At 67.6% G+C, this 25,764-nt stretch carries 19 protein-coding genes; 13 read left to right on the top strand and 6 right to left on the bottom strand.

What is annotated here, in order from left to right; translation table 11 throughout:
* The first annotated feature begins 12 nt into the window (after positions 1-12).
* Positions 13-1,167: an FAD-dependent monooxygenase gene (locus SYV04_RS35250; RefSeq protein ID WP_321550402.1), complete on the top strand. Its 1,155-nt coding sequence runs from the start codon at positions 13-15 to the stop codon at positions 1,165-1,167.
* Between the two features lie 6 nt (positions 1,168-1,173).
* Here the strand turns inward: SYV04_RS35250 and SYV04_RS35245 are convergent, their stop codons facing one another.
* Positions 1,174-1,701 (bottom strand): FHA domain-containing protein, encoded by a 528-nt coding sequence (locus SYV04_RS35245; RefSeq protein WP_321550401.1) that lies wholly within the window; start codon positions 1,699-1,701, stop codon positions 1,174-1,176.
* A 10-nt stretch (positions 1,702-1,711) separates the two neighbouring features.
* Complete coding sequence (locus tag SYV04_RS35240) at positions 1,712-2,239, bottom strand: FHA domain-containing protein (protein WP_321550400.1); 528 nt, start codon at positions 2,237-2,239, stop codon at positions 1,712-1,714.
* Between the two features lie 183 nt (positions 2,240-2,422).
* Here SYV04_RS35240 and greA point away from each other — a divergent pair, with 183 nt between their 5' ends.
* The 8 genes from greA to SYV04_RS35200 all read left to right on the top strand — a co-directional run bounded on the left by greA (position 2,423) and on the right by SYV04_RS35200 (position 10,137).
* Complete coding sequence (gene greA, locus SYV04_RS35235; RefSeq protein ID WP_321550399.1) at positions 2,423-2,935, top strand: transcription elongation factor GreA; 513 nt, start codon at positions 2,423-2,425, stop codon at positions 2,933-2,935.
* A 111-nt stretch (positions 2,936-3,046) separates the two neighbouring features.
* Positions 3,047-5,686 (top strand): ATP-dependent DNA helicase RecG, encoded by a 2,640-nt coding sequence (recG, locus tag SYV04_RS35230; RefSeq protein WP_321550398.1) that lies wholly within the window; start codon positions 3,047-3,049, stop codon positions 5,684-5,686.
* A 64-nt stretch (positions 5,687-5,750) separates the two neighbouring features.
* Positions 5,751-6,386: a protein-L-isoaspartate(D-aspartate) O-methyltransferase gene (locus SYV04_RS35225; RefSeq protein WP_321550397.1), complete on the top strand. Its 636-nt coding sequence runs from the start codon at positions 5,751-5,753 to the stop codon at positions 6,384-6,386.
* 50 nt (positions 6,387-6,436) lie between these two features.
* Entirely contained in the window at positions 6,437-7,000 is a 564-nt protein-coding gene (locus SYV04_RS35220; protein ID WP_321550396.1) for a hypothetical protein, read from the top strand.
* Positions 6,997-8,334, top strand: a complete 1,338-nt coding sequence (thrC, locus tag SYV04_RS35215; RefSeq protein ID WP_321550395.1) for a threonine synthase — start codon at positions 6,997-6,999, stop codon at positions 8,332-8,334. The genes SYV04_RS35220 and thrC overlap by 4 nt, the downstream gene beginning before the upstream one ends.
* Positions 8,335-8,416: 82 nt before the next feature.
* Positions 8,417-8,734, top strand: coding sequence for a hypothetical protein (locus SYV04_RS35210; protein ID WP_321550394.1), 318 nt, complete (start codon positions 8,417-8,419; stop codon positions 8,732-8,734).
* The gene (gene tmk, locus SYV04_RS35205; RefSeq protein ID WP_321550393.1) at positions 8,731-9,393 is read left to right on the top strand and encodes a dTMP kinase; all 663 of its coding nucleotides are present in this window, start codon (positions 8,731-8,733) and stop codon (positions 9,391-9,393) included. Before SYV04_RS35210 ends, tmk begins: the two co-directional genes overlap by 4 nt.
* Positions 9,394-9,405: 12 nt before the next feature.
* The gene (locus SYV04_RS35200) at positions 9,406-10,137 is read left to right on the top strand and encodes a competence/damage-inducible protein A (protein ID WP_321550392.1); all 732 of its coding nucleotides are present in this window, start codon (positions 9,406-9,408) and stop codon (positions 10,135-10,137) included.
* Positions 10,138-10,147: 10 nt separating this feature from the next.
* Here the strand turns inward: SYV04_RS35200 and SYV04_RS35195 are convergent, their stop codons facing one another.
* Entirely contained in the window at positions 10,148-15,211 is a 5,064-nt protein-coding gene (locus tag SYV04_RS35195; RefSeq protein WP_321550391.1) for a tetratricopeptide repeat protein, read from the bottom strand.
* Positions 15,212-15,390: 179 nt separating this feature from the next.
* On the opposite strand from SYV04_RS35195, the gene SYV04_RS35190 reads away from it, so the two are divergent.
* The 3 genes from SYV04_RS35190 (at position 15,391) to SYV04_RS35180 (ending at position 19,253) form a co-directional block, all read left to right on the top strand.
* A complete protein-coding gene (locus SYV04_RS35190; RefSeq protein ID WP_321550390.1) occupies positions 15,391-16,422 on the top strand; it encodes an oxidoreductase in 1,032 nt (343 codons plus the stop codon).
* A 626-nt stretch (positions 16,423-17,048) separates the two neighbouring features.
* Positions 17,049-18,164: a hypothetical protein gene (locus SYV04_RS35185; protein WP_321550389.1), complete on the top strand. Its 1,116-nt coding sequence runs from the start codon at positions 17,049-17,051 to the stop codon at positions 18,162-18,164.
* Positions 18,165-18,188: 24 nt separating this feature from the next.
* Entirely contained in the window at positions 18,189-19,253 is a 1,065-nt protein-coding gene (locus SYV04_RS35180; RefSeq protein WP_321550388.1) for a hypothetical protein, read from the top strand.
* A 16-nt stretch (positions 19,254-19,269) separates the two neighbouring features.
* Here SYV04_RS35180 and SYV04_RS35175 read toward each other — a convergent pair whose 3' ends face one another.
* The 3 genes from SYV04_RS35175 to SYV04_RS35165 all read right to left on the bottom strand — a co-directional run bounded on the left by SYV04_RS35175 (position 19,270) and on the right by SYV04_RS35165 (position 21,624).
* A complete protein-coding gene (locus SYV04_RS35175; protein WP_321550387.1) occupies positions 19,270-19,476 on the bottom strand; it encodes a hypothetical protein in 207 nt (68 codons plus the stop codon).
* Between the two features lie 264 nt (positions 19,477-19,740).
* A complete protein-coding gene (locus SYV04_RS35170; protein WP_321550386.1) occupies positions 19,741-20,562 on the bottom strand; it encodes an FtsW/RodA/SpoVE family cell cycle protein in 822 nt (273 codons plus the stop codon).
* Between the two features lie 90 nt (positions 20,563-20,652).
* On the bottom strand, positions 20,653-21,624 hold the full coding sequence (locus SYV04_RS35165; protein ID WP_321550385.1) for an alpha/beta hydrolase: 972 nt from the start codon (positions 21,622-21,624) through the stop codon (positions 20,653-20,655).
* 211 nt (positions 21,625-21,835) lie between these two features.
* Between SYV04_RS35165 and SYV04_RS35160 the strand changes: the two genes are divergently transcribed.
* On the top strand, positions 21,836-25,750 hold the full coding sequence (locus SYV04_RS35160; RefSeq protein ID WP_321550384.1) for a serine/threonine-protein kinase: 3,915 nt from the start codon (positions 21,836-21,838) through the stop codon (positions 25,748-25,750).
* Positions 25,751-25,764: the final 14 nt, after the last annotated feature.

The raw sequence follows: 25,764 nt of genomic DNA, 5'->3' as shown, positions 1-25,764 counted from the left end.
ACACCTCTGGACATGGATACGAACCGGACGATTCTCATCGCGGGCGCGGGCATCGGAGGTCTCACGTTGGGGGTCGCCCTGCGCCGGGCAGGCTTCTCCGTCCGGGTCTTCGAGCGTGCCGCGACCCTGCGCCCCATCGGCGCCGGCATCACCATGCAGGCCAACGCGATGCTCGCGTTCCGGACGATCGGAGTCGATGCGGCTGTCGCCGCGGCCGGCCATGTCATGCAGCGCGGCTCCATCCAGGATCAGCAGGGCCGCACGTTGGGGACGATGCTGGTGGGCGAGATGGCCGAGGAGCTCGGCGCGCCGATGATCGCCATCCACCGGGCCCGGCTCCAGGAGACGCTTCAGGAGGCGCTGGGCTCCGAGTCGCTCACCCTCGGGGTGAAGGTGGTGAGCTTCCGCGACGAGCCCGGCGGCCTCTTCGTCCGGCTCTCCGATGGCTCCGAGGTCCAGGGCGATCTGCTGGTGGGCGCCGACGGCCTGCGCTCCGTGGTGCGTGCCCAACTGTTGAACGATGGCGAGCCCCGGTACGCGGGTTACACGAGCTGGCGCGGGGTGTGCGAGGTGCCCGGCATCGCGGACCCGTCCGCCACCTCCGAGAGCTGGGGGCGCGGGGCCCGCTTCGGCATCGTGCCCATCGATGGCGGGCGTACCTACTGGTTCGCCACCGCCAACGCGCCCCAGGGCGGAATCGATGCTCCGGACTCGCGCACCGAGCTCCTCTCGCGCTTCTCGGACTGGCACGCGCCCATCCGCGCCCTCATCGAGAACACGCAGGCGGCCGCGATCGTGCGCACCGACATCCTCGATCGGCCCCCGGTGCCGCACTGGTCACGCGGGCGCGTGGTGCTGCTGGGGGACGCTGCGCACCCGATGACTCCGAACATGGGGCAGGGTGGCGGACAGGCGGTGGAGGACGCGGTGGTGCTGGCGCGCTGCCTGGCCCGCGAGGCGGAGCTGCCCACGGCCCTGTCGCGCTACGAGGCCCTGCGGGTGCCGCGCGCCAATGACTTCGTGGTCCGGTCCCGTCGCCTCGGTGGGGTGGCCCAGTGGGAGAACGCCGCCGCGCGCTGGGTGCGGAATCGGATCTTCGCGCTCACGCCCCCCAGCAGCATCCGCTCCACGATGCGCCGGGCGCTCACGTTCACGCCGGGTCCCTGAGCCGGCCTACCCGCTGTGAGAGCCCATCCCGCCGGGTGGGTTCCGCAGCCGGGCGTACAGCGTCTCCGTGAGCAGGAACCAGAACTGCACGTAGCCGAAGCTCAGGATGTCCCCGTCCCGCAGCGTCACCTCGCGGTCCCCAAGGGTGGCGCCGTTGAGGAACGTGCCGTTGCGCGAGCCCAGGTCCTTCACCGTGCAGCGGCGGTCGGCCTCGCTCCAGCGCAGCTGCGCGTGCATCTTGGACACCGAGGAGTCCTCCAGCACCACGTCGCAGTCCGGCAGCCGCCCGATGGTGAGCGCGTCCGTCTCCTTCAGCGGCGGCAGCGTGGCGACGAGCAGGTTCTCGAACTCGAACAGCAGCGAGAGCATGCCCAGCTCGATCGTCCCCGTATCCGCCACGCGGGTGGGGGCCAGCACCGCCGAGGAGGACTCGCTGGGCGGGCGCTGGATGAGGGCGAAGGGCCCGAGCTGGCGGCGGAACGTCCCCGCCGGGAGGGATGCGCCGAGCGCTCGCAGTTCTTTGACCGAGATCACGTGGGTCGTCTCAGAGGGGCTGGTGGGTGCGCAGCATGGCCAGGAGGCTGGAGGTCTCCAGGAAGCAGAACTCCGCGTCCCCGAAGCTCAGCACGTCCCCGTCGCTCACCATCGTGTTCGGATCGCGTACGTAGTCGGCGTTGATCGTCGTTCCGTTGCGCGAGCCCAGGTCCGACACCACGCACCGGCGCGCCACGTTGTCCCACCGCAGCATCGCGTGGCGCTTGGACACGGAGGGGTCATCCACCACGAGATCGTTGTCGGGCAGTCGCCCGACCGTCAGCTCCTCGCTGCCGTGGATGGGGGGGAGGGTGGCCACGCCCAGATCATCGAACTGCTGGAGCAGCTCCGCCATCAGAATCTTGGAGTCGGCCGAGGTGCGCGCCACCTTGGTGCGCTGGGCCCCCAGCCGCATCGCCATCTTCGCCACCACGGGGTCCGGCGGCCGCCGCACGAGGACGAAGGGGCCCACCTGCCGACGAAAGTCTTCGTTCGTCAGGTTCCCCGCCAGCGTTCGGACCTCACGGACCAGCAGCATGGCGGCCAGCCTAATGGGTTGCCTGCCAGACACCCAAGGCCCAGCCGCACAGGGCCTGCCGCTTTCGTTTGCTCGGTTGTCAAACGTTCTCTACATTCCAAACTTTCTGTGTGGTTGCCCTTCCGCCTGTGGTGGCGGGCGGGCAGGCGAGCACTCGTCTCGGTGGTGGAAGGAGCGGTAGCAATGAGTGGCGGCAACATCCCGATGACCCCTCACGGTCTCCGGAAGCTCAAGGAGGAGCTCAAGCACCTCCAGACCGTCGAGCGGCTGAAGATCTCCCGGGAGATCGAGGTGGCACGCGCGCACGGGGACCTGCGCGAGAACGCCGAGTATCACGCGGCCAAGGAGAAGCAGTCCCACATCGAGGGCCGCATCCTCGACATCAATGACTGGATCGCCCGCGCCGAGGTGATCGACACCAGCAAGCTCAAGGGCGACGCGGTCGTCTTCGGCGCCACCGTCGTCCTCAAGGACGCCGAGACCGACAAGGCCGTCACCTACCGGATCGTCGGCGAGCTGGAGGCCGACATCAAAAAGCGCTGGCTGGCCGTCACCTCGCCCGTGGCCCGCGCCCTCATCGGCAAGAAGGTGGGCGACACCGCCCTCGTGCGCAGCCCCGGAGGCGAGCGCGAGTACGAGATCGAGGAGGTCCGCTTCGAGGATCCTCCGGATGAAGAGGCGCCGCCCGCCTCGTGAGGCCTCGCCGCTGGAGCGGCAGCCGGGGGAGTGGGCCTTGGCTCGCTCCCCCGTTTTCATTTGGTGCGGGACGTCATCCCCACTCTTTAGGATGAGCGCTCGGACCCGCCTGTGAGCCACCCCCTCGCCAGCCTCGTCGGACCGCTTCGTTACGCGTGCCAGCGCGACTTCGCCCACCTGTCCACCGTGAAGGATTTGCGCACGGTGGTGGAGCGGGCGCTCGCGGGGGCCAGTGGGGTGGATGTGCGTGCGCTGTCGCAGCTGCGCGCCGCCCTGCCGCATGTGGACCATCCTACTCCCGAGCGACGCAAGGCCGCGCTGCGGAGTGTCGTGGGCGCGCTCAAGCTCAGCGGGTTGGCGCTCCCCGTGGAGCTGGAGCAGGTGGCCCGGAGTGCTCCCGCCGAGGGGGGCTCTGGCGGTGTGCCTACCGTGGCTGCTGTGCGTGCCGTGGCTTCTGTTCCTGCCTGGAAGGCCTCGGAGCCGGTGCCTCCTCCGTGTGAGCCGCTGGTACTGACGCCTCCTCCGGCTCAGCCGGCTCCTGCTCGCGCCGCTCCCGCCGCCGCGAAGAAGGCCGCCGCCCCGAAGAAGCGCAAGCGCGCCCCTGGCTCCGAGGAGTCCCGCTCCGAGGCGAAGCTGCTCTCCATCGCCCCTCGCTCGGGCCCGCTGTCCATCGCGCTGAAGACCTTGGGCAAGCGGCTGGGGCCGCGGCTCCTGGCCACCCTAAACAAGAAGGGCCTGCGGCGCGTGGGCGACATCCTCTTCCTCCTGCCGCGCTGCTACGAGGACCGGCGTCAGCTGATGACCATCGCCGAGCTGGATCCGGGCCAGCGCGGCGTCACCGTGGGCGTCGTCCGGAGCGCCGACTACGTGGCAGGGCGCAACGGCAAGCGCTACTTCCGGGCCGTCGTCGCCGACCGCTCGGGCTCCATCGCCGCCACCTACTTCCACGCCGGCCCGTGGCTCAAGGGCCGCTTCACCGTGGGCAAGCGGCTGGTGCTCTCCGGCGAGGTGCGCGCCTCCACCTCCGGCCGGGAGATCGCCCACCCCGAGATCGAGCCCGCCGAGGATCTCGAGTCCTCCTCCATCCACTTCAACCGCATCGTCCCCATCTACCCGGGCCTGGAGCGGGGGGATCAGCGCTCCTACCGCGAGCTGGCCTCCCGTGTCGCCGACAGCTACGCCCAGCACCTCGAGGAGCCCCTGCCCGAGGCCCTGCGCCAGAAGCTCAATCTGATGACGCTGCCGGAGGCCCTGCGTCACATCCACTTCCCGCCGGACGACGCGGACCTGGAGCGGCTCGACGCCCACCGCAGCCCCTCGCACCTGCGGCTGGCCTTCGATGAGCTGTTCTTCCTCCAGCTCGGCGTGGGCCTCAAGCGCCAGGGCGTCAAGACGGAGCGCGGCATCGCCTTCGATGTCTCCGCGCCTCGCATGGAGCGCGCCCGGAGCGCCCTGCCGTTCATGCTCACGGGGGCGCAGCGCCGAGTCATTGAAGAGATCGCCCAGGACATGGCGCGCCCCGAGCCCATGAACCGCCTGGTTCAGGGCGACGTGGGCTCCGGCAAGACGGCCGTGGCCCTGGTGTCCGCGCTGCTCGCGCTGCAGGACGGCTACCAAGTGGCCGTCATGGCCCCCACGGAGATCCTCGCCGAGCAGCACGAGCGCACCTTCCGCCGCCTCCTGGAGCCGCTGGGCTTCCGCGTGGGGCTGATCAGCGCCGCCGGCACCGCCAAGCAGAAGCGCGAGCTGCGCGAGGCCGTCGCCCGGGGAGACATCCGCCTCGCCGTGGGCACCCACGCCCTCATCGAGGGAGATGTGGCCTTCGAGCGGCTGGGCTTCGTCGTCATCGACGAGCAGCACCGCTTCGGCGTGCTCCAGCGCCACTCGCTGATGAGCAAGGGCCTCAAGCCCGATGTGCTGGTGATGACCGCCACGCCCATTCCCCGTACCCTGGCGATGACGATGTACGGGGACCTGGATGTCTCCGTCATCGACGAGCTGCCCCCGGGCCGCACGCCCGTCACCACCCGCGTCTTCAACGAGCAGCAGCGCGCCCGCGTCTACGAGGGCGTGGCCGCCGAGATCGCCAAGGGCCACCAGGCCTACATCGTCTATCCGCTGGTGGAGGAGTCCGAGAAGCTGGACCTGGAGGACGCCACCCGGGGCGCGGAGAAGGTGCAGCTGGTGTTTCCGCAGGCACGCGTGGGGTTGCTCCACGGGCGGATGAAGCCCGAGGAGAAGGACGCGGTGATGGAGGACTTCCGCCAGAAGCGGATCCACATCCTCGTGTGTACCACCGTGGTGGAGGTGGGCGTGGACGTGCCCAACGCCTCCGTCATGCTCATCGAGGCAGCCGAGCGCTTCGGCCTGTCCCAATTGCACCAGCTGCGTGGCCGGGTGGGGCGTGGCGCGGCCGTGAGCCACTGCTACCTGGTGGCCAGCCTCGCCCGCTCCTGGGAGTCCACCGAGCGGCTCGCCGTCATGGAGCACAGCAATGACGGCTTCGTCATCGCCGAGAAGGACCTGGAGATTCGCGGGCCCGGCGAGTTCCTCGGCACGCGGCAGAGCGGCTTGCCCGAGCTGGCCGTCGCCAACCTCGCCCGGGATGGGGATCTGCTCTCCCTGGCCCAGGCCGAGGCCCGGCGGATCCTCGAGAGGGATCCCTTCCTGCGAGCCCCCGAGCACCAGGGGCTGGTGAAGGCGCTGGAGGAGCGCTGGGAGGGGAGGCTGGCACTCGCGAAGGTCGGATAGTCGCGGTGCCTTGCCTACATGGGTCGGTTCTGGCGGTGCCTATCCTTATATAGGGAGGACGGCCATGGGTGATGTGGCGCTGGCGGAGTTCCTGGAGCGGCAGGGGATTCGGGACCGACGGGTGCTCGACGCGATCGCCCGCCTGGACCGCGCGGACTTCGTCCCGGAGCACTCGCGGGCGGCCGCCACGCAGGACTCGCCGCTGCCCATCGGCCACGGGCAGACCATCAGCCAGCCCTATATCGTCGCCCTCATGTCCCAGGCGCTCCAGCTCAAGGGGCATGAGCGCGTGCTGGAGATCGGCACCGGCTCTGGCTACCAGACGGCGGTGCTGGCCCAGCTGTGTCGTGAGGTGTACTCCGTGGAGATCGTCCCCTCGCTCGCCCGCTCGTCGAGGAGGCTGATGCGACGGTTGGGCTTCCAGAACGTGTATCTGCGCTTCGGGGACGGCACGCTCGGCTGGCCGGAGGCGGCGCCCTTCGATGCGGTCATTGGTACGGCGGCCCCGGAGACGGTGCCTCCTCGGCTCCTGGGGCAGCTCGAGCCGGGCGGGCGCATGGTCATCCCCGTGGGGCCAGAGCGGGGCGCGCAGGAGCTGCTGCGCATCACCCGGGTTCGGAACGGGGGGATTCCCCAGGTCGAGCGCCTGTTGCCCGTGCGCTTCGTGCCCATGACGGGCGAGGCTCGGCACCCTCAGTGAAATGACGCCCGCGTTGCCCTGGCACGCCGCTGCCCGTTAACGTGCGCCCCATGATCATCTGCCCGGTGTGCGAACACCAACAGGCGCAGGGAACCGAGTGCGACAACTGCGGCAAGAAGCTCCAGGCGCCCCAGGCCGTCGCCGTGCCCGTCGTGACGCTTCCTGAGTTGGAGCAGACCCACCACGCCGGAGGCCGCGCGCCCGTGGAGACGCAGGCGCTGCCCGAGCTGGACCACACCCGCCAGAAGGCCGGGCCCGATCTGCCAGCCCAGGCGGTGCAGGATCTGGAGGCCACGCGCGCGGCGCCGATCGACAAGGTCAGCGTCGAGGCCGTGCCCGAGCTGGATACCGGTCGCGCGGCGGATGACGGGGTGCGCACCGCGGCGCCCAGCGGGGCGGTTGTCTGCCGCTACTGCCGCAACGTCCAGGCCGAGGGCCTGGTGTGTGATCGCTGCGGCATGCGCCTGCCCAAGCTCCGCGTCACCCAGGCCGCCGCGACGCCGGGGGCCGTGGATGGGGACGCGCCGTGGATCCCGTGCCACAAGTGCCGCACGCCCACCCGTCCGAACAAGATCTGCTCGGTCTGTGGCACGCGCGTGGTGGTGCAGGAGTGAGCGCGCCCGGTCCTGGTTTCCGAGCGGAGTTCGCCTGCAGCGAGGGGTGCGGCTTCCGCTCCTCGCTGTGGGAGGTCATCTACCGTTGCCCGCGCTGCGGCTCGCTGCTGGAGGTGGCGCACGATCTCGAGGCGCTGCGCACCGTGCCAGCCGCCGAGTGGAAGCGCCGCTTCGAGTCTCGCTTCGGGAGCGCGCGGCTGCCGCACGCCTCGGGCGTCTGGGGCAAGCACGAGTGGGTGTGCCCGGAGCTGCCCGTGGGGGACATCGTCTCTCTGGGCGAGGGGCGGGTGCCGCTCAAGCCGCTGCCGCGCATGGCGGCCGGCCTGGGGCTGGCGAGCCTGGAGCTCAAGGAGTGCGGCGTCTCGCCGACGGGGAGCTTCAAGGACTGGGGCATGACGGTGCTCGTGTCCGCGGTGAAGCACCTGAGGGCGCGCGGAGTGCCCATCCGGGCGGTGGCGTGCGCCTCCACGGGAGACACCTCGGCGGCGCTGGCGGCCTACTGCGCGGCGGCGGGCATCCCCTCGGTGGTGTTCCTGCCCAAGGACAAGGTGTCGCTGGCGCAGCTCGTCCAGCCCATCGCCAACGGGGCGAAGGTGCTGTCGCTGGACACGGACTTCGACGGCTGCATGCGGCTGGTGCAGCAGGTGACGGAGGACCGGGAGCTGTACCTGGCCAACTCGATGAACTCGCTGCGCATCGAGGGGCAGAAGGTGGTGGCCCTGGAGCTGTGCCAGGATCTGGGCTGGGAGGTGCCGGACTGGGTGGTCATCCCCGGAGGCAACCTGGGCAACGCGAGCGCGCTGGCCAAGGGCTTCCAGATGCTGCAGGCGATGGGGCTGATCTCCCGGCTGCCTCGGCTGGCGGTGGCGCAGGCGCAGCGGGCCAACCCGCTGTTCCGCGCCTTCCGTGGAGGCTTCAGCGAGCTGGTGCCGATGAAGGCGGAGAGCACGCTGGCCTCGGCCATCCAGATCGGCAACCCCGTCTCGTTCCGGCGCGCGGTGCGGGCGCTGAAGGCCTTCGACGGCGTGGTGGAGGAAGCCACCGAGTCCGAGCTGGCCAACGCGGCGGCCCGGGCGGACCGCGAGGGGACCTTCACCTGTCCCCACACGGGCGTGGCGCTGGCGGCGGTGGAGAAGCTGGCGGCCCAGAAGGTCATCGCCCCGGGGGCGCGCGTGGTGGTGGTGTCCACGGCGCACGGGTTGAAGTTCGCGGACTTCAAGGTGGGCTACCACCGCTCGAGCCTGGCGGATGTGGAGAGCCTGCGGGCCAATCCCCCGGTGGAACTGCCGGCGGAACTGGGGGCCGTGCGCGCCGCCCTGTCGGCCCTGGGATGAGGGCTCGGGGCGGCAGTGACTCGACGGCGGGCCGGGGCTGCGCTATGTCCCCGGCCCCGTGAGCGCTGAAAACCCTGAGCAGTTGCGGTCCCAGCTGGATCTCCTCCAGGAGAGCCTGGCTACGCGGCAGAGCGTGCTGCACTTCGCCCATACGGGCGTGTCCTTCCTCATCGCCCTGATCATGGCGGGAGCGGCGGCCAAGCTGTTCTGGGACTCGCTCCGGGTGCCAGTGCTGGCCTTCGCGGCCTCGGGGGTGTCGCTGGGGCTGGTGGTCTACGCCCTGGTTCACTACCGCAAGGGCCGCCGGGCGCTGACCGAGGAGCTGAAGCGCTACGGTGATCTGCTGGAGCTGCGGCGCCAGTTGAAGTTGGACAACCCGTCGGCGTTGCTGCCCCGGTGAGCGCCCTCCGTCGGAAGCCGGGGCGCGGGCGTTTCATCGTCCTGGAGGGGCTGGACGGGGCGGGCACCACGACGCAGGCCGAGCGCCTCGCGGCGGCACTGCGCGCGGAGGGGCACACGGTGCTCACGACCCGCGAGCCCTCGGACGGGCCGATTGGCACGTTGATCCGCCAGGCCCTGACGGGGCGGCTGGTGCTACCGGGAGGGGCGGGGCCCTTGGCCTCGGAGACGCTGGCGCTGCTGTACGCGGCGGACCGGACGGACCACCTGAAGGCGAAGGTGCTGCCGGCGCTGGAGGCGGGGCAGATCGTCCTGAGCGATCGGTATGTGCTGTCCTCGCTGGCCTACCAGGGCGCCTCGCTGTCGATGGCGTGGGTGGAGGCGGCGAACGGGTACGCGGTGTCGCCGGATCTCACCCTGTTCGTGCATGTGTCGCCGTCGGTGGCGGCCAGGCGGAGGGCGGCGCGAGGTGGGGCGGCGGAGCTGTTCGAGGAGGACGCGCTCCAGCGGCGGATCGCCCGGCAGTACGAGGAGGCCATCCGTCGGCGCGAGTCACAGGAGCACATCGTCCGGATCGACGGAGAGCAGTCCGTCGAAGCGGTGACGGAAGCGGCACTGGCGGAGATTCACACGGTGCTCGGACGCAAGCGCGCGCGTTAGAGTCGGTGCTCCATGGAGCGCACCGGAGCAGCGGCGATCATCATCGGCAACGAAGTCCTGACCGCGAAGGTGGTGGATGCCAACGGGCCCCACCTCATTCGCCGTCTCCGGGAGCGAGGCATCCCCTTGCGCTCGATGGAGTTCGTCCTGGACGACGTGGATGCCATCGTCGACGCGGTGGCGCGAGCGCGAGCCCGGGCGGCCTACGTCTTCACCAGCGGCGGCATCGGCCCCACGCACGATGACGTCACCGTGCGCGCGGTGGCGCTCGCCATGGGGCGCCCCGTCGTCCGCCTGCCGGAGATGGTGGAGCTCGTCCGCAGGAAGTACGACCATGTGACGGAGGAGGCCATGCGGCTCGCGGATGCGCCCGAGGGCGCGGAGCTCCTCTACCAGGAAGGCACCTGGTTCCCGGCGCTCACGGTGGACAACCTCTTCCTGCTGCCCGGAGTGCCACAGCTCTTCAAGATCCAGCTGGAGACGGTGCTGGCGCGGCTCAAGGGCTCGCCCGTCCACCTGCGCAACCTCTACCTGCGGCTCGGAGAGGGCGCCATCGCGGCGGTGCTGGACCGGGTGGCCCTGGACATGCCGCACGTGGCGATCGGCTCGTACCCGGTGTTCGACGCGGGGTTGGACTACCGGGTGAAGGTGACCATCGAGTCCGCGGAGTCGGGCCCCGTGGAGGATGCGACGGCGCGCATCCGCGGCGGACTGCCCGCGGATGCGGTGATTCGTCAGGAGTAGCCGGCGCGGCTCAGAGCGAGAGGCCGAGCCGCTGGCGCAGCCGGAAGAAGTCGTCCGACAGGGCGAAGCCCAGCAGATCCCGCAGATCGTTGCGCTCCTTGAGCGCCTGGAACACCGGATCCCCCGACTCCACCTTGGAGTTGGCCATCGACGGATCCTCGCGTAGCACCAACCCGAGGCCCACCGAGACGTCGCCGCACATCAGCAGGCCAGCCCGGTCCGCCGACATCGACAGCGACTCCACCAGCGACTGCACGTCCAGCTTCTTCGCGTCCCCGATGGCCAGCGCGTGCGGCTTGAGCACCTTGAGCGCCGTGCTCGAGGAGACCTTCTTCACCTGCTTCGACATCTCGTCGTTCTTGCGGCCCAGCGCCGAGAACTGCGGGGAGAAGATGCGGATGGCGTTGCCGAACAGGTCCGCCGTCTCACCCTGGGAGAGCTTGGAGAGCACCGCCGTCTTGTTGAGCAGGCCCAGCACGGCGCGGCCGATGAGGAACTTCTGCTCGCGGGCGTTGAACTTGCGCACCACGTCCTGGCCCACGCACACCGACAGCGGCTCGGTGGTCTCCAGCGTCATCAGCCCACGGCGGGCCTGGTAGACCTCGAACTGCTCCACCCCGAGCACCTGCGCCACGGAGCGGATGGCCTTGAACACGGCGGAGTCCGGCTTGAGCCGGTCGGCCTTGCGGTCCACGCCCAGCATCTCGAACTGGGGCGGGTACATCTTCCCGAGCTGATCACCGATGGAGCGCAGCACCTCGAGCAGGGGCCCGCGGGCACCCGGATGCAGCAGCGCGCTGTCCAGATCGGCCAGGGCCAGACGCTCCTGCGCCTCATGGGCCAGACGGGCCTTCGCCTCGTTGTAGTAGACGATCTCGATCTCGTTGGCCGAGCGCAGGAACTGCAGCACCGATGCCGCGCTGAAGGCCTTGTCGTGCTGCTTCAGGCCCTCCCACAGCTTGAAGAGCGCATGCAGGCTGTCCACCCGCGTGGGGTCCAGCTTGAGCAACTGCCGGTGCTCCTCGATGGCCATCGGCGTGGAGGCGCTGTCGCGCGTGTACAGCTCGGCCAGCGCGGCCCGGGCCTGGAGGTTCGCCGGATCATTCTCCAGCACTTGCCGGTAGACGGCGATGGCGCGCGCGGGCTGCTCCAGCTGCTTGGCGTTGAGCTCGGCCAGCCGCATCCGCACGGACTGGGCCCGCTGCGGATCCGCCGAGAGCGCCCCCACCTGTGCCTCCAGCATCTGCGCCAGCTCGGGCAGGTTGTGGGCACGCTCGTAGAGGATGACGAGGCGATCGACCAGCGCCGACTCACCGGGGCTCAGCTCCAGCGCCTTGCGGTACAGCGCGGAGGCGCCCGGCGTATCGCCCAGGCCCTCGTCGTGGATGCGCGCCAGCTCGACCGTGTGACGCGCCCGGTCCGCCGTGGGCAGATCCTGCTCCAGCAGGCGCTTGAGGCAGTCCACCGCGCCGGACCAGTTGCGCGCCTGCCCGTGCAGGGTGGCCAGTCGCTCCAGCGCCTCGAGGTTCTTCGGCATCGCGGCCAGCGCCGTCTGCAAGTGCGCCGCGGCCCGGTTGGGCTCGTTGAGGTGCGTCTGGTACAGGCCACCCAGGGTGAGGTGGTGCTGCGCCAGCACGCGCGGATCGCCGCCCTGTTGCACGCGCTGGGCGAGCGCCGCGGCGGCATCGGCGTACTGCTGAGCCTCGAGCATGAGCCGGCCCTTCACCTCGAGGGCATCCGGGTGACCCGGCTGCGCGACGAGCGCGCGATCCACCAGGGCCATGGCCTTGGCGCGATCATTGAGGGCGGTGACGTACAGCTTCGCTCCGCTGACGAAGGCGGCGGCGGCGGCCACGGTGTCGCGCTGGGCCATGCGAGCCTCACCGCGACGCTCGTGCAGGGCGGCGAGATCCGAGGTGCCGCCGCGCTGGGCGAGCAGCTCCTCCAGGCCCGTGGTGGCGGCGGCGTTGAGCGGATCGCGCTCCAGCGCCTGGCGGTACAGGGCGGCGGCGCCGTCCAGATCGTTCATCCGGCTGGAGGCCAGCCGCGCGGCGGCGATGAAAGCCTCCACGGCGCTGCGAGGATCGCGGCTCGCGCGAGCCTCGGCCTCCAGGGTGGCGCGGGCGGCGGCGGTCTGGCCCTGCTTGAGCTGCACGCGGCGGCTGCCCATGAGGGCGGGCAGGCACTGCGGCTGAGCCTCCAGGGCGGCGCGGTAGAGCTGGCCGGCGCGATCCAGGTCCGCCAGCTTGTGCTCGGCGAGGTCGGCGGCGCGCAGCATCAACTCCACGCGCTCGATGGGCTCCTTCGCCACCTCCAGGCGGCGGCTGTAGAGCCACGCGAGGCCGGCGGAGTCATTGGCCTGGCGCATGGCGCGCTCCAGGGCGAACGCCACGCGCACGTCGGAGGGGTCCTCCTGGAAGGCCTGTCGGTACTCGTCCAGGGCGCGCTCGGCGGCGCCCTTGTCCTGGTCCCCGGCGGCCGACAGGCGCAGGGCGGTGCGCAGGCGCGCGTCGGTCACCCGCTCGGCCAGCCGGGCGCGCAGCTCGGCGCGGCGCGGCCGGTCCCCGGCGCGGATGCGCTCGAGCATCTTCAGCGCGGCGAAGTGGCCGGGATCGAGCTGGAGCACGGCCTCGCAGCACTGGGCGGCGCGAGTTGGCTCCTGGAAGCGATCCAGGTACAGCCGCGCGAGCTTGAGGTAGGCGGCGATCTTGGCGCCGGGGGTCTGCCCCACCTGCGTCTCGCGATCGAGGATGGCCACCAGCTCCTTGGTGTTCTCCTGCGTGGTGTAGAGCCGCTCCAGGGAGCGCAGCGAGGCGCCATGGCCCGGGGTGATGCGGAGCACCTCCTGGTAGCCCTCGATGGCCATCTCCGGGCGCTGGAGCTGATCCTCCCAGATGGCGGCGGCCTGGTAGAGGGCGTTGGCGCGCTCGACGGGGTCGATGCGGTTGGCGGCCTCGGCGCGCAGCACCTCGATGAGGCTCTCCCAGTTGCCGCGGGAGCGGTAGATGCGGGCCAGGGCGCGCAGGGCGGGGAAGTAGCTGGGCGCGAGCGTGAGCGCCTCCTGGTAGGAGGCCACCGCCTCGTCCTCGCTCTTGAGCCGGTGCTCGTACAGCTCGGCGATCTTGAAGAGGAGGGTGGAGGCCTGCTCGGTGGAGGAGGAGATCTCCGCCTCGGCGCGGTACATCTTGATGAGCTCGTCCCAGCGGCCCTCCTGGGCGTAGAGGCGGCCCAGGGCCTTGAGGGCGGGCAGGTACGAGGGAGACAGGGCCAGCACGCGCTCGTACACGGCGATGGAGCCGCCGCGATCCTTGAGGTGCTCGTCGAGGATCTCGGCGTTGCGGTGGTAGAGCGAGAGCACCTGCTTGGTGTCACCGGCGAACGAGGCCTCGAGCTCCTGGGTCTCGATGAGCTCGCGGTAGCGGCCGGCACGCTCGTACAGGCGCGCGAGGTTGCGGATGGTGGGCAGGTGGTCCGAGGCCAGATCGAGGATGCGCTTCATGCACTCGATGGCGTGGTCCAGATCGCTCAGGCGGTCCTCGTAGATGACTGCCATCTTGTTGAGCGTGGTGATGAGCTGATCGCGGTCGGCCGTCTGGAGCAGATCCTGCTCATACATGGCGACGAGCTCGGCGAAGCGGCCCTGGCGCTCGTAGAGGCGCGAGAGGGCCTTCTGCGCGGGCAGGTAGCCGGGCTGGAGCTGGAGGCAGACGTTGTAGCGGGAGATGGCGTCCTCCTGCCGTCCCAGGCGCTCCTCGAGCACCTCGGCCGCCTTGTACATGCGAGCGGCCTTCTGCTTGGGCTCCTCGGCGGCGGCGATCTCCGCGTCGAACACGGAGACGAGGCCGTCCCAGTGCTGCAGGCGGTGGTAGAGCTTGCCCAGGCCGGCGAGCGCGGCGGAGTGGCCGGGGATGCGCGAGAGGATGGCTTGGTAGCGGGAGATGGCTTCCTGCTCGCGCTTGAGGTCCTCCTCGTAGAGCGCGGCGAGGCGCAGGTTGATGGCGACCAGCTCGCTCTCGTCGGTGATGGAGCCCACCCACGCCAGGAGCACGTCGGCCAGCTCCTCGTACCGGCCCTGGGTCTCGTAGATGCCAGCGAGCTCGGAGAGCACCAGCGGCTCGTTGGGGGTGACGCGGCGGCCGGCCATCAGCGCGGCGAGGGCGTCATCCTTGCGGCCGAGGCGCTCATAGACCTTGGCGATCTGCAGGTAGGCGGGGGTGGCCTGGGTGCCGAGCACATGGGCCTCGGCGGCCAGGGCGGCGAGCAGCTCGTCGGTGCGGCCCTCGCGCTCGGCCACGCGCTTCATGGCGGCGAGCAGCAGCAGGTCCGAGCGGTCGAGGGAGAAGGCCTCGCGGAACAGGGCGGCGGCGCCATCGCGGGCCTTGAGGCGCTCTTCCATCACCAGACCGGCGGAGGTGAGGTAGTGGGCGCGCAGGGAGGGAGTCTCCAGCGAGGCGGCGAGCAGCCGGTACACCTCGATGAGGGCCTCGAAGTCGTTGCGGGCGCCGTAGTGCGCCTCGAGCTGGGTGAGCAGCGAGGCGTCGGTGGGCTTGAGCTCGAGGCTCTGGCGGTAGGCGGCCTTGGCGTCCTCCTCGCGGGAGAGCCGCTCGTCGAGGATGGAGGCCTTCTCGAAGAGGAGAGCGGCCTTCTGGCGGGGCTCGTCGGTGCCGGTGAGCTCGGCCTCGAGGAGCTGGAGGACCATCTGCCAGTTGCCGACGTCGGCGAAGAGGCGACGGGCGGCGCGGATGTTCACGAGGAACTTGGGCGCCAGCTTGTAGGCGTTCTGGAAGGCGACGGCGGCGTTGCGAGGGTTCTTGAGGACCTCTTCCCAGAGCAGACCGATCTCATGGAAGAGGAGGGCGGCGGCCTGAGCGTCGGAGGTGCTGAGGGCGCGAGCCTCGCGCTCCATGACAGCGATGCGCTCGCGGGCATCGTCCTCGGGAGTGACGACGGGCGGCATCGCGCCAATGCCCTGGGCGAGAACCTCCGTCGCGGGCTTCGCGGGGGCCGTGCCGGGAGGAGGCACGGAGACAGAGGGAGAGGACGCGGTCCTCGTGGAATCGTTCTGCTCGCTCATGGGAGGCAGGCTCCGGAGATGGGAATTCAGCCTGGACGACAGTTGCCGTCGGGGTCGTAACACGTGGCTGCCTGCCCTCTCAAGTTCCCGACTTCCTTGATGAAATGCGCGTCTGGCTACCTGGGAGGCAGGGAGGCGAGGGCTTGGGGTGAGAGATTGGGCGCGCTAGGGTTCGAGGGGTGCGAGCCCGAGAAAAAGCCTTTCGTGTCGGCCTGATCGGCTACGGCCTGTCCGGAGCGACTTTCCAAGCGCCCCTGCTCTCAGTGGAGCCCGCCTTCACGCTGAGTGCGGTGGCGACGCGGAACGCGGAGGCGGTCGCAAGCGACTGGCCAGGCGTGCGAGTGCTCTCTGTGGATGCGCTGCTGGCGGACCCGACGCTGGATCTGATCATCGTGGCCACGCCGAACGACAGCCACGGACCGCTGGCGGAGCGGGCGCTGCGGGCGGGGAAGCACGTGGCGGTGGAGAAGCCCTTCACGCTGGATTCGGCGGAGGCGTTCCGACTGGGAGCGCTGGCGCAGGAGCAGGGCCGCTGCCTGGCGGTCTTCCACAACCGGCGCTGGGACGGAGACTTCCTCACGGTGCGGCAACTGCTGGAGCAGGGGAGGCTCGGGAAGCTCTACAGCTTCGAGAGCCACTTCGACCGCTACCGCCCGCAGGTGAAGAAGCGGTGGAAAGAAGAGGAGGGACCCGGAGGAGGCACGCTCTGGGACCTGGGGCCGCACCTGGTGGACCAGGCCCTGCAGCTCTTCGGAATGCCCGAGTCGGTCATGGCGGACGTAGGCCGGCAGCGTCCCGAGGGAAGGGCAGTGGACTGGTTCCACCTGGTGCTGCGCTACGGCGAACTGCGAGTAATCCTGCACTCAGGCTCGGTGGTGCATGATCCCTGGCCACGGTTCGTGCTGCAAGGCGAAGCGGACGCCTACGTGAAATACGGGCTGGACCCGCAGGAAGAGCAACTCAAGGCGGGACTGCGACCGGGAATGGCGGGATGGGGCGCCGAGCCAGCGGAGCGGCACGGACGCCTGAGCTGCGGCGGAGCCCTTCCCACGACGCCCGGAAGCTACGAGCAGTTCTACCGCCAACTCGCTGCCGCCATGGCGGGAGAAGGCCCGGTGCCTGTCACAACCGAGAGTGCGGGCCAAGTAATCCAAGTCATTGAGGCAGCCGTGCGCAGTGCTTGCGAGGATCGGTGCATCCCATTGAATTGAATCACCGCAAGAAATCCGCAATACGTTGGACGGCAGGAGCGGCTGGAGGGGACGGTGCTGTACTAGAGCTTGACGCACAGCCCGAGCGGCACCTGTCAACGGCCCGCCTTGGCCCCTGTGCATCAACTCGCCATCCTCAAAAGCGCACCATTTTTCCTAGGCATCATATATGGGCGCTGCTTGCGGCACATAAGTAGGGTGGGATTCAGCTTATTCTTACCATGGTTCAAATCGCCGAGAGCGTATTTGTCGGCATGCTTTGTCGGCATGCTATGTCGATCCCTTGAAAGACTAGATGAAGAGACTAACCGAATGCCTACCGCGCCCTCATACTCTCGATTTGCACTCAAGCCACACAAAGCCTAGAACAAAATCGCACCACCTCGTCTGGCCTACAAAATTCTTGACAAGCGCCATATAAAACGAGCGAGTATTCGACCATGCCACGGTCCAAAACAGCAAACCTCAAGTCACGTTCCGCAGAAGGACCATCCCGTTCTTCCTCAACCAGTCGCTCGACGTCCAGGACTAGAGCTGCAGCGAATATATCCTCGTCTCTAGATTCTTTAGAGATACGGCACATAATACCCGACGAAAGAGTAGGAAGTCTTTCGACTCTGGTCAGCATGAGCACTGAGGACTACCTCTCGTTGACCAATCCAGCTTACCAGAGACGAGGAAGCATTGAAGGGCAGCGCGAAGCACTCCAGACTAGCTCCGCAGTGCGTATTCGCGATCGAATGGCCAGCGATCTTAGAGCAGGCGCAGTGCTTCCTCCTGTAGTCGTTGGGATTCTTCTGCCTCATAAGAGATTGACGCAAGTCCCCTCGTGGACCAGTTCAAAACTTAGAAAAATGCTGGCAAAGCTAGATCCATCTGCAGTTTCAATCATAGATGGGATGCAGCGCACTACAGTGTTGCTTGATCATCAAAAAGAACTCAAGGGCCGTGAACTCCGTGTCGAACTCTGGCTTGCGGACAAAACCTCAAGCCTGACTTATCGAATGCTAATCCTCAACACTGGGCAGGTTCCTTGGAATCTCCGACGGCAGATCGAAGTCATAAATGCTTCGCTCATCAGAGAGATTCGCTCTGAGCTTGAATCTGACAATACACCTCCTGAAATCTACAGTATTGACAACAAGAGCCGTCGCTTTAATCCAGGCGAGTATCAAGCGAACGACGTTGTAGAGATGTATATAGCTTTTGGTCTCAGAAAAGCACAGGTTGACAAAGAGTCCGTGCTGGCAGATCAATTCTCGCGACTGGATATGATTGAAGCAGTCTCCACCAGTGACTTCTTGCCGCATTTCATCGAAGTTTTTAGGCAGATGATTGCGCTCGACCGTGCTTTTGGTCAAATGCCCGGCACTCCCAAGAGTCTCAGGCGATTCAATGCAGGGCGCAGTCTCTTCGACAGCCAACCCGCCTGCGTTGGGTTCATGGCAGCTGCTGCACAGAAGATATATGGACGCCCTGGCGCCAATCGCAGCCATGATGAACAGCTGGCAGCTGTTAAAAATATCTCCGATCAATGCAATAAGGTGAGTAAGTATGTATCCACCCTTAACGAAGAAGAACTCTCCGCTTTTCTTGACTTCGCAACGCTGAACGAAGTCTTGGATAAGCCGTCTAGCAAAATTGGAGATTTTGAGCGAACACTCTTTACAGATGCCTTCAGGCTGTTTCTTGAAGAGGGACCAAGGCTAAAGTCAATGACTGCCTGCTGGCGTGTGCAGTAGTGAATCCGTCCCATGTCTAGAAACATGAAGGAGGCCAACAGCAAGATTTTTGCAAAACTGGCCGCGTTAGTCGATGCCGCCGGTGTCGCCCATCATGTTGCCAATATTAAAGCCCCACGGTGGGTCAAGACCTCCGAGGAGGAAAAAGACTTTTTAAAGCACGCCAAGGTTGAGCACTCCAGCGAGTGCCTTCCTGGCAAGTGGGCATCTCTTGTATCGCACAGTGCTCGGCTTTTTGTCGTACTGCCAGAATCACGTCAACTCACGATCTCCATTCAAGGTATCAAGTCTCATCCTCCTCATGCAGGGCTCTTGACGCTCCTCTGGTCTCTTGACGCACACAAGGTTATTACCAGCAGCGACATTGGAGTTCGCATCGCGGAGAACCTCTTCGGAGTTGAAGGGGCTTACGAAGCAGCAACCGTCGCTCCATACTTTGCACCGATACAAGTTTTTGAAGTTGATCAGGTTGCGAGGGGAGATGATCCTGAAAACCTGATATACAAGGTCTATGGGGTGTTTTTACTAGACAAGGACGCCAGCATTCCGTTGCCTTACTCTACTTCGACGAGGGCGCGAATATCCGAACTCATAGAAGGAGAGTGTGGTAATATAGCTTCTGATGTTTTATTTAGGGCCATCACCGCATCACATTGGACGCATGCGTTCTTGGACTTTTACCGCTGCATTGAGCGACTCTACCAAGTTCCCTATGTGGAAGATTTAAGAAAGGGATTGGGTACTGCATCGCACGCAACCCTAGGGGAGCAAATCTCTAAACATCTTGATTGGCGCCCTAAGGAAGATATTGCTCTTAAGAGGCTTCTCAGGGAAATATCCAATCCACCACTTATTGAGAGACTTCGGTTGGGTTTCTGTAAAACCCAGGCGCCTGAACCATCCGGGCTGGTGGAAATGGTCGGCGGATCAATTTATAAAGTCCGAAATGGCATCGCACATTTCCGTGCCAGTAGAGCAGCCACGCAGCCGCCCGCCAATGCAATTGGCGACTGGGATCAGGCTATCGAGTACCTCTGTGAGCTTATTTCTGAACTTTATAAGGCTTACGGTGTCGCTATTCGCGTCTAAATATATAGACGCCAGATTAGGCATTGTCTGTAGCGCCGAAGAGCTCTTTGCATACTAGCAAGTTTTCCGCCGTCAGCTCGATTACCTGCTCGCCCGTGAGAGTCTCGCTGCGGCGCAAGAATTGCTCGGACAACTCGGGCACCAGTACGAGGAAGTGTGGGTGCGTGAGGATCGACGCGTCGAAGTCCTCGCGCCGCAGCAGCAGCGAGGTGCGTTCCCTCAAGCGGATTTGGATCCGAAGCTGGAAGAGGCGAGTGTGCTGACCGAGGCAACGGGCCAAAAGGTTGCCCCAGAAGTACCCGAAGTGAGGCCGGTTCAGGCTGGGTTGTCGCCCAAACGGCGAAGCAGCGCGGTGTGCTGGGACGCAAGCTTCAGGCACTCATTCTCAATGGCCTCGACGGAACAACTCGCCATCGCGTCGAACGCGGAAATCAAAGTAAAAAACGACGCAGATATTTATGCTGCCACTGCGGATTCGGGGGGCTCCTCAGCGGCCCTCCTCGGATTGAGACAGCGGCGCTCGAGCGGAGAGGTGGAGCAACCCAAACAGGTAATACCAGCCCAGCACGGGGCTTGCGCCAGCCCCCAGCACAGGAACCGGGAAGTTGCCCAACTCAGTGACGATGAAGGTCAGCCCGAAATACACGGCCAGGGAAGCAGCCAGCGGTGCCGCCTCGCTGTGACGGGAGAACAACCTCACGGCATGGTGAATGGCGGGAGTTAGGAGGGCCCCCACTGACAGCAGTGAGGCAACGAGCCAGGGTGCTCCAACATTCGCCGCAAGGTGAAGGATGCGCTCCACGTGGGGAATCGCTCCTAAGGGATCGGGCCTCATCCAAGCCGCTGCGGCTCCCAGCAATGCCAAGGTGCTCGCGACGACGCGCCACCGGGTGCCCGTGGACGGCGTGGTCCAGAGAAGGAGCGCTGCACTGACGCCCAACGCCGTCGCCTGCCCCGAATCGGGCTGGAGGACGTGAAGCGCTTGGATTGCCGCAACCCAGCCACAGGCAAGGGCGGGGCGGGCTCGGATCAGGAGCCCTCCCACCGCCATCAGGAACCACGGCATCACCACCGATGAGGCATTCAGACGTAAGGGCCCCAGGGCGATCCAGCGGTGTACGCCTTCGAGCCCAGGGAACAGCAGGGTGGTGGCCAGCAGGCCCCCGATTGCGGCCGCGATGAGGGGTGCCTGGCGAACCACGCTCTCCCACGAGAGCCGGAGGAGCCCGGCCACGAGCGCGAGTCCCAGCCCTGCCGCCACCACGTTGGGGCCAAAGGCCCTCGGGGCGATACCGTGGAGGTAGGCCACCCAACCTCCGATGAGGATGGCCGCGAATGGAAGCGCGCCAACCGCGAGGAACGTCAGCTGAGACGAAAGGGAGCGCATGGGAGACAACCTTTACCGAGACAGCAGCCGTTCGAGCCATGCCTCGCGAGCCGCATTCGCGGCCCGGGAGATGGCGGCATTCGGCGCCATCTGGTTGAAGCCGTGAAACGCGCCGCCCCAGACGTGGAGCTCCGCGTCTCCGCCTGCCGCCCAGATCGCGCTCGCATAGGCAACGGCCTCGTCGCGGAAGACCTCCGCCGACGCCACGTCGATGAATGTAGGAGGCAGGCCGCTCAGATCGGTCGCGCGCGCGGGTGCCGCATAGATTGACACGTTGTCCGTTCCGCGCCGGTTACCGAGCAGGGCCGTCCAGCCGGTCAGGTTGCTGACGCGATCCCAGATGCCGATCCCCTGCATCTGGTACGAGGAGACGGTTTCGTTCCGATCGTCGAGCATGGGGCACTGGAGGAGTTGTCCGAACAGCTTCGGCCCCTTGCGGTCGCGCGCCAACAGGGTAGTGCCCGCGGACAGGCCGCCCCCAGCGCTTCCTCCGAAGACGATGAGCCGCTCCGGGTTGATCAACAGCTTCTCCGCGTGTGCGGTCATCCACACGAGTCCCGCGTAGCAGTCCTCGACGGGGATCGGGTCGGGGTTCTCGGGTGCCCGTCGGTATTCGACCGTGACGCACACCGCGTCGAACTTCATCGCCCACGCCACCAGGTCGGAGGCACCTGCGAAACGGTTGGCCATGACCATCCCGCCACCGTGGATGTGATAGATGCCGGGGCCCGGTTTGGCATGGTCTTTCCGCGAGATCACCGAGACGGCGATGTCGACCCCTTGGTAGCCGGGGAGGGTGAAGTCGACGCACTGGACCGGCTGATTGCCGATCTGCTCAGCGATCGAAGGCATGGGAATGGCGCGATATTTTTCGATCTGATCGGCCGTCATGTTGATGGGGGCGGCCCCGGCGAACGCAGGAAGGATTTCGGCGAGTTCGGGATCGAACGGGGGCGGCGCGAGCCCCTTCTTCGTGTTGCGCATGGTCATCGACCTCGATTCATGGGGGAGCGCGGAGAAGAGGGGAGAAGCGTCGCCCGCTCACCCATCGCGCAGTATGCCCGCCTGGAGGGCGTGGGAATCCACAATCCATCCGTCCGGAGAGCGATGTGCAGGTGGGTCGACAACAGTCCGGTGCTCGCTCGCGGGATCGTAACTTGTCCCAGGTCGATCCCGGACACAGGATGAGTCCTCCATGCGCCCTGGAGCCCTCATCGCTGGACGCTTCGAGCTCAAGAGGCGCGCGGGCTTGGGGGGAATGGGCGAGATCTTCCAGGGCCTCGACACGGAGACCGGTCGTCTCGTCGCCCTCAAGTTCCTGCGCGATGCCTCGGATCGGGAACGGTTCGAGCAGGAGGCACGCACGCTCGCGCAGCTGCATCATCCCGCGATCGTCCGGCCCGCCGCCTACGGAGTCACCGAAGAGGGCCTTCCCTACCTCGCCATGGAGTGGCTCGAGGGGGAGGATCTCGCCACGCTGCTGCTCCGGCGGCGGCTCAGCGTCGAGGAGGTGCTGGTCCTCGCCAAGCGCGTGGCCAGCGCGCTGGGAGAGGCCCATTCCCTGGGGCTGATCCACCGCGACATCAAGCCGGCCAACCTCTTCATCGAGAATGACGACGTCAGCCGGACCCGGCTGCTGGACTTCGGCATCGCACGGTTTCTCGGTCAGACGCGGATGACCCAGACGGGCACGCCCCTGGGGACGCCTGGGTACATGGCTCCGGAGCAGGCGCGGGGGGACGAGAAGCTCACGCCCGCGCTCGACATCTTCTCGCTGGGCTGCGTGCTCTTCGAGCTGCTCGCGGGAAGGCCCCCCTTCGAGGGCCAGCACATGGTCGCCATCCTGGCCAAGGTCATCTTCATGGAGGCCCCGGTGCTGGAGACCTATCGCCCGGATGTGGCCCCAGAACTCTCCGCGCTCGTCTCGCGGATGCTCGCCAAGGAGCCCACGGCACGGCCTCAGGATGGCATGGCGCTGCTCGCGGATCTCACGGAGCTCGAGGCGCTCGTGGGCGGCTCCGCGCCTTCGGACCGCGTGCCACCCTCTCTTCCGCCTCCGGGCTCGCTCACCGAGGACGAGCAGCGGATGGTATCGGTGGTGATGATTGGCCGCGGCAGGACCGGAGCGCAGCCGGTGGATGGCTGGAGCATCCCGGCGGAGGTGTGGAGCACCGCCGAGGAGGTGGGGGGCCGCCAGGAGCGCCTCGCGGATGGTTCGATCGCCATCACCTTTGGGGGCCCTGGCGTCGTCAAGGACCATGTCGCGCTCGCGGCGCGGTTCGCGTTCGCCCTCCGGGCGCACCATGCGGAGGCTCCCATCGCCCTGGCCACGGGCCGTGGCGCGACGCGCAAGGCCACCGCGCTCGGTGAGGCGATCGAGCGGGCGGCCCAACGGCTCGCTCAATGCGACGAGGCGCGGGCCTCGGGCCCTCGGCCCGTGGCCATCGACGCGATGACGGCGGCGCTGCTCGACGCACGCTTCGAGTGGCGCGAGGGTGAGGGGGGACCCGAGCTCTGGGGCGAGCGCGACCGGGCCGAGGCGGCGCGGACCCTGCTCGGTAAGCCCACGCCCTGCGTGGGCCGGGAGATCGAGCTGCGGATGCTCGAGCAGGCCTTTGACACCTGTATGGAGGAGGTCTCGGCGCAGGTCTTCCTGGTCACGGCGCCCGTGGGGATGGGCAAGTCGCGGCTGGCCCGCGAGTTCATCCAGTCGATCCGGCGGCGGGCTCCGGAGGCGGCGATCTGGTTTGGCAGGGCCGACTCTTCGCACGCGGGCTCCTCGCTGTACCTGCTGGGCCAGGTGCTGCGCGGTGCGCTGGGGTTGCCGGGCAGCGAGCCCCCCGAGGCGTGGCGCGAGAGGCTGCGGGCCCGCTTCACCGAGGACGTGGCGTCAGCCAGAGGACAGCGGCTCCGCGAGTTCCTCGGTGAGCTGGTGGGTGTCCCTTTCCCGGAGCCCGTCAGCCCCCAACTGGCCGCCGCGCGGCAGGACGTGCAGCTCATGGCCACGCAGCTCCACCAGGCCTTCGAGGACTTCCTGCTGCTCGAGAGCGCGGCGCACCCGGTGGTGCTCATCCTCGATGATCTGCACTGGGGAGACACCGCGAGCATGCGCTTCGTGGATCAGGGACTCCTGAAGGCGAGGGACCGGGCCGTCTTCGTGCTGGGCCTGGCGAGGCCCGAGGTCCACGCGCGCTTCCCCCGGCTCTGGAGCGAGCGGGACTTGCAGGAAGTCCGCCTGCGCTCGTTGTCGCGCAGGGCGAGCGAGCGGCTGGCGCGGTCGGTCCTCGGAGAGGAGTTCGCGGACCAAACCCTCGAGCGGCTCATCGAGCTGTCGGAGGGCAATGCCTTCTACCTGGAGGAGCTGATCCGCGCCGTGGCCGAGGGCAAGAGCGCGCTGCCGGACACGGTCGTCGCCATGGTGCAGTCGCGGCTGGCGGCGTTGGAGCCTGACGCGCGGCGGGTGCTCCGGGCCGCCAGCATCTTCGGCGAGGTCTTCTGGAAGGGCGCCACGGTGGCCCTGCTCGGAGGCATGCGCACGAACCAGGCGTTTGACTGGCTTCTGCTCCTGGCCCAGCGGGAGCTGCTCGTGCGTCGGGAGGAGAGCCGCTTCCCGGGTGAGACGGAGTTCACCTTCCGGCATGCACTGCTCCGGGAGGGGGCCTATGCGCTGCTGACCGAGGAAGATCGGCGGCTCGGGCACCGGCTCGCGGGAGAGTGGCTCGAGCAGCGAGGGGAGAGTGATGCGCTGGCGCTCGCGACGCACTTCGAGCGGGGCGGGGAGCCGGAGCGGGCGGTGGTGTACTACGTGCGTGCCGCCGAGCGGGCCTCCGAGGCCGATGACGCCGAGGCGATCCTGTCCTGCACCGAGCGGGGCCTGAGCTGCGACCCGGTGGGCGAGCAGCGGGGCGCGTTGCTGAGCCTGAAGGCCAGCGCCCACGTGGGCCGCGAGCAGTATTCGGAGGCCGTGGCGCTCTCCGTGGAGGCGCTGGAGCTGCTCCCGGCGGGGAGCCGGCGCTGGTACATGACGTACCACCACCTTTTTCAGGCGCTCATCCTCTCGCAGCCAGAGGCCGTCCTGGTCCATACGCGGCGCTTCCTGGAGGTGCCTCCGAACTCCGAGGCGCGGGGGGAATACATCCGGTCCGCCACGTGGCTGTTCGCCGTCCTCGAACTCACCGGCGCGAAGGACCTCGCGTACGACCTGTTTGCGCGGGTACGCGCGGAGAGCGTCCACCTGGACGCACGGGATTTCAGCACGAGGTCCTACGTCCGGGGGTGTGAAGCCAACCACTATCACATCGGTGAGCAGGCGCCGTGGTCCTGCGCCCAGGCCGACGCGGAGTCCGTGCGCTACGCCGAGCAGGCCGAGCTCTGGCGGCAGCGCTGCATTGTTGGGGGCTACCAGGGCAAGGCGCTCACGGATCTGGGCGACTACACGGGGGCGGAGGCGGTGCTGCGGGAGAACCTGGCGGTGGCCGAGCGGCGGGGCGAGGCGATGTCGCTCACGTACGCACGGCTGTTCCTCGCGCGGCTCCTCTGCCGGGTGGCAGCGCCCGCTCAGCTCGAGGAGTCCGAGCAGCTCACGCGGGCCGTCATTGCCGCGAACAACATGTCGCTCCTGGGGCCCGCCCATGGGGTGCTCGCCGAGCTGGCGCTCCATCGCGGCGATCTCGAGGTCGCGGAGGCTGAGGCCCGCACCGCTTGCGAGTTGTTGCGGCCGTTCCCGACGAGCTCCTGGGAGTTCCACGCGCTGCACGTTCAGACCCTCCTCGCGCTGGGGCGGTCCAGGGAGGCGCTCGAAGTGGCCGAGGCGGCCCTCCAGTTGTTCGAGCGGATTGGAATGGCGGGGTTTGGCGAGATCGACCTGCGCCTGGCTGTGGCGGAGGCGCGCGAGGCCACGGGCCAGCCTCAGTCCGCGCGGGAGATGCTACGGACCACGCTCTCCCGGTTGCGCCCGCGCGTGGAGGATCTGCCCGACGCCGCCACGCGCGCGCGGTACCTCACCCAGGTGCCGAACCACGCCCGGCTGCTGGCGCTGGCCAGGGACTGGCTCGGCGAAGAGGCAGTGCGAGCAGCGGGGCTGGGGCTCGAGGCGCTTGGTGACGCATGAGGGGGGACAGCGGC

The sequence above is a fragment of the Hyalangium ruber genome, from assembly GCF_034259325.1.
Taxonomy (GTDB): Bacteria; Myxococcota; Myxococcia; order Myxococcales; family Myxococcaceae; genus Hyalangium_A; species Hyalangium_A rubrum.
This window is presented reverse-complemented; position numbering and strand designations above follow the sequence as displayed.

Excerpts from the sequence above, each read along its gene's own strand:
- SYV04_RS35250 (WP_321550402.1), top strand. The coding sequence starts at position 13 with ATGGATACGAACCGGACGATTCTCATCGCGGGCGCGGGCATCGGAGGT.
- SYV04_RS35240 (WP_321550400.1), bottom strand. The coding sequence starts at position 2,239 with ATGCTGCTGGTCCGTGAGGTCCGAACGCTGGCGGGGAACCTGACGAAC.
- greA (WP_321550399.1), top strand. The coding sequence starts at position 2,423 with ATGAGTGGCGGCAACATCCCGATGACCCCTCACGGTCTCCGGAAGCTC.
- SYV04_RS35225 (WP_321550397.1), top strand. The coding sequence starts at position 5,751 with ATGGGTGATGTGGCGCTGGCGGAGTTCCTGGAGCGGCAGGGGATTCGG.
- SYV04_RS35220 (WP_321550396.1), top strand. The coding sequence starts at position 6,437 with ATGATCATCTGCCCGGTGTGCGAACACCAACAGGCGCAGGGAACCGAG.
- SYV04_RS35200 (WP_321550392.1), top strand. The coding sequence starts at position 9,406 with ATGGAGCGCACCGGAGCAGCGGCGATCATCATCGGCAACGAAGTCCTG.
- SYV04_RS35195 (WP_321550391.1), bottom strand. The coding sequence starts at position 15,211 with ATGAGCGAGCAGAACGATTCCACGAGGACCGCGTCCTCTCCCTCTGTC.
- SYV04_RS35185 (WP_321550389.1), top strand. The coding sequence starts at position 17,049 with ATGAGCACTGAGGACTACCTCTCGTTGACCAATCCAGCTTACCAGAGA.
- SYV04_RS35180 (WP_321550388.1), top strand. The coding sequence starts at position 18,189 with ATGAAGGAGGCCAACAGCAAGATTTTTGCAAAACTGGCCGCGTTAGTC.
- SYV04_RS35165 (WP_321550385.1), bottom strand. The coding sequence starts at position 21,624 with ATGCGCAACACGAAGAAGGGGCTCGCGCCGCCCCCGTTCGATCCCGAA.
- SYV04_RS35160 (WP_321550384.1), top strand. The coding sequence starts at position 21,836 with ATGCGCCCTGGAGCCCTCATCGCTGGACGCTTCGAGCTCAAGAGGCGC.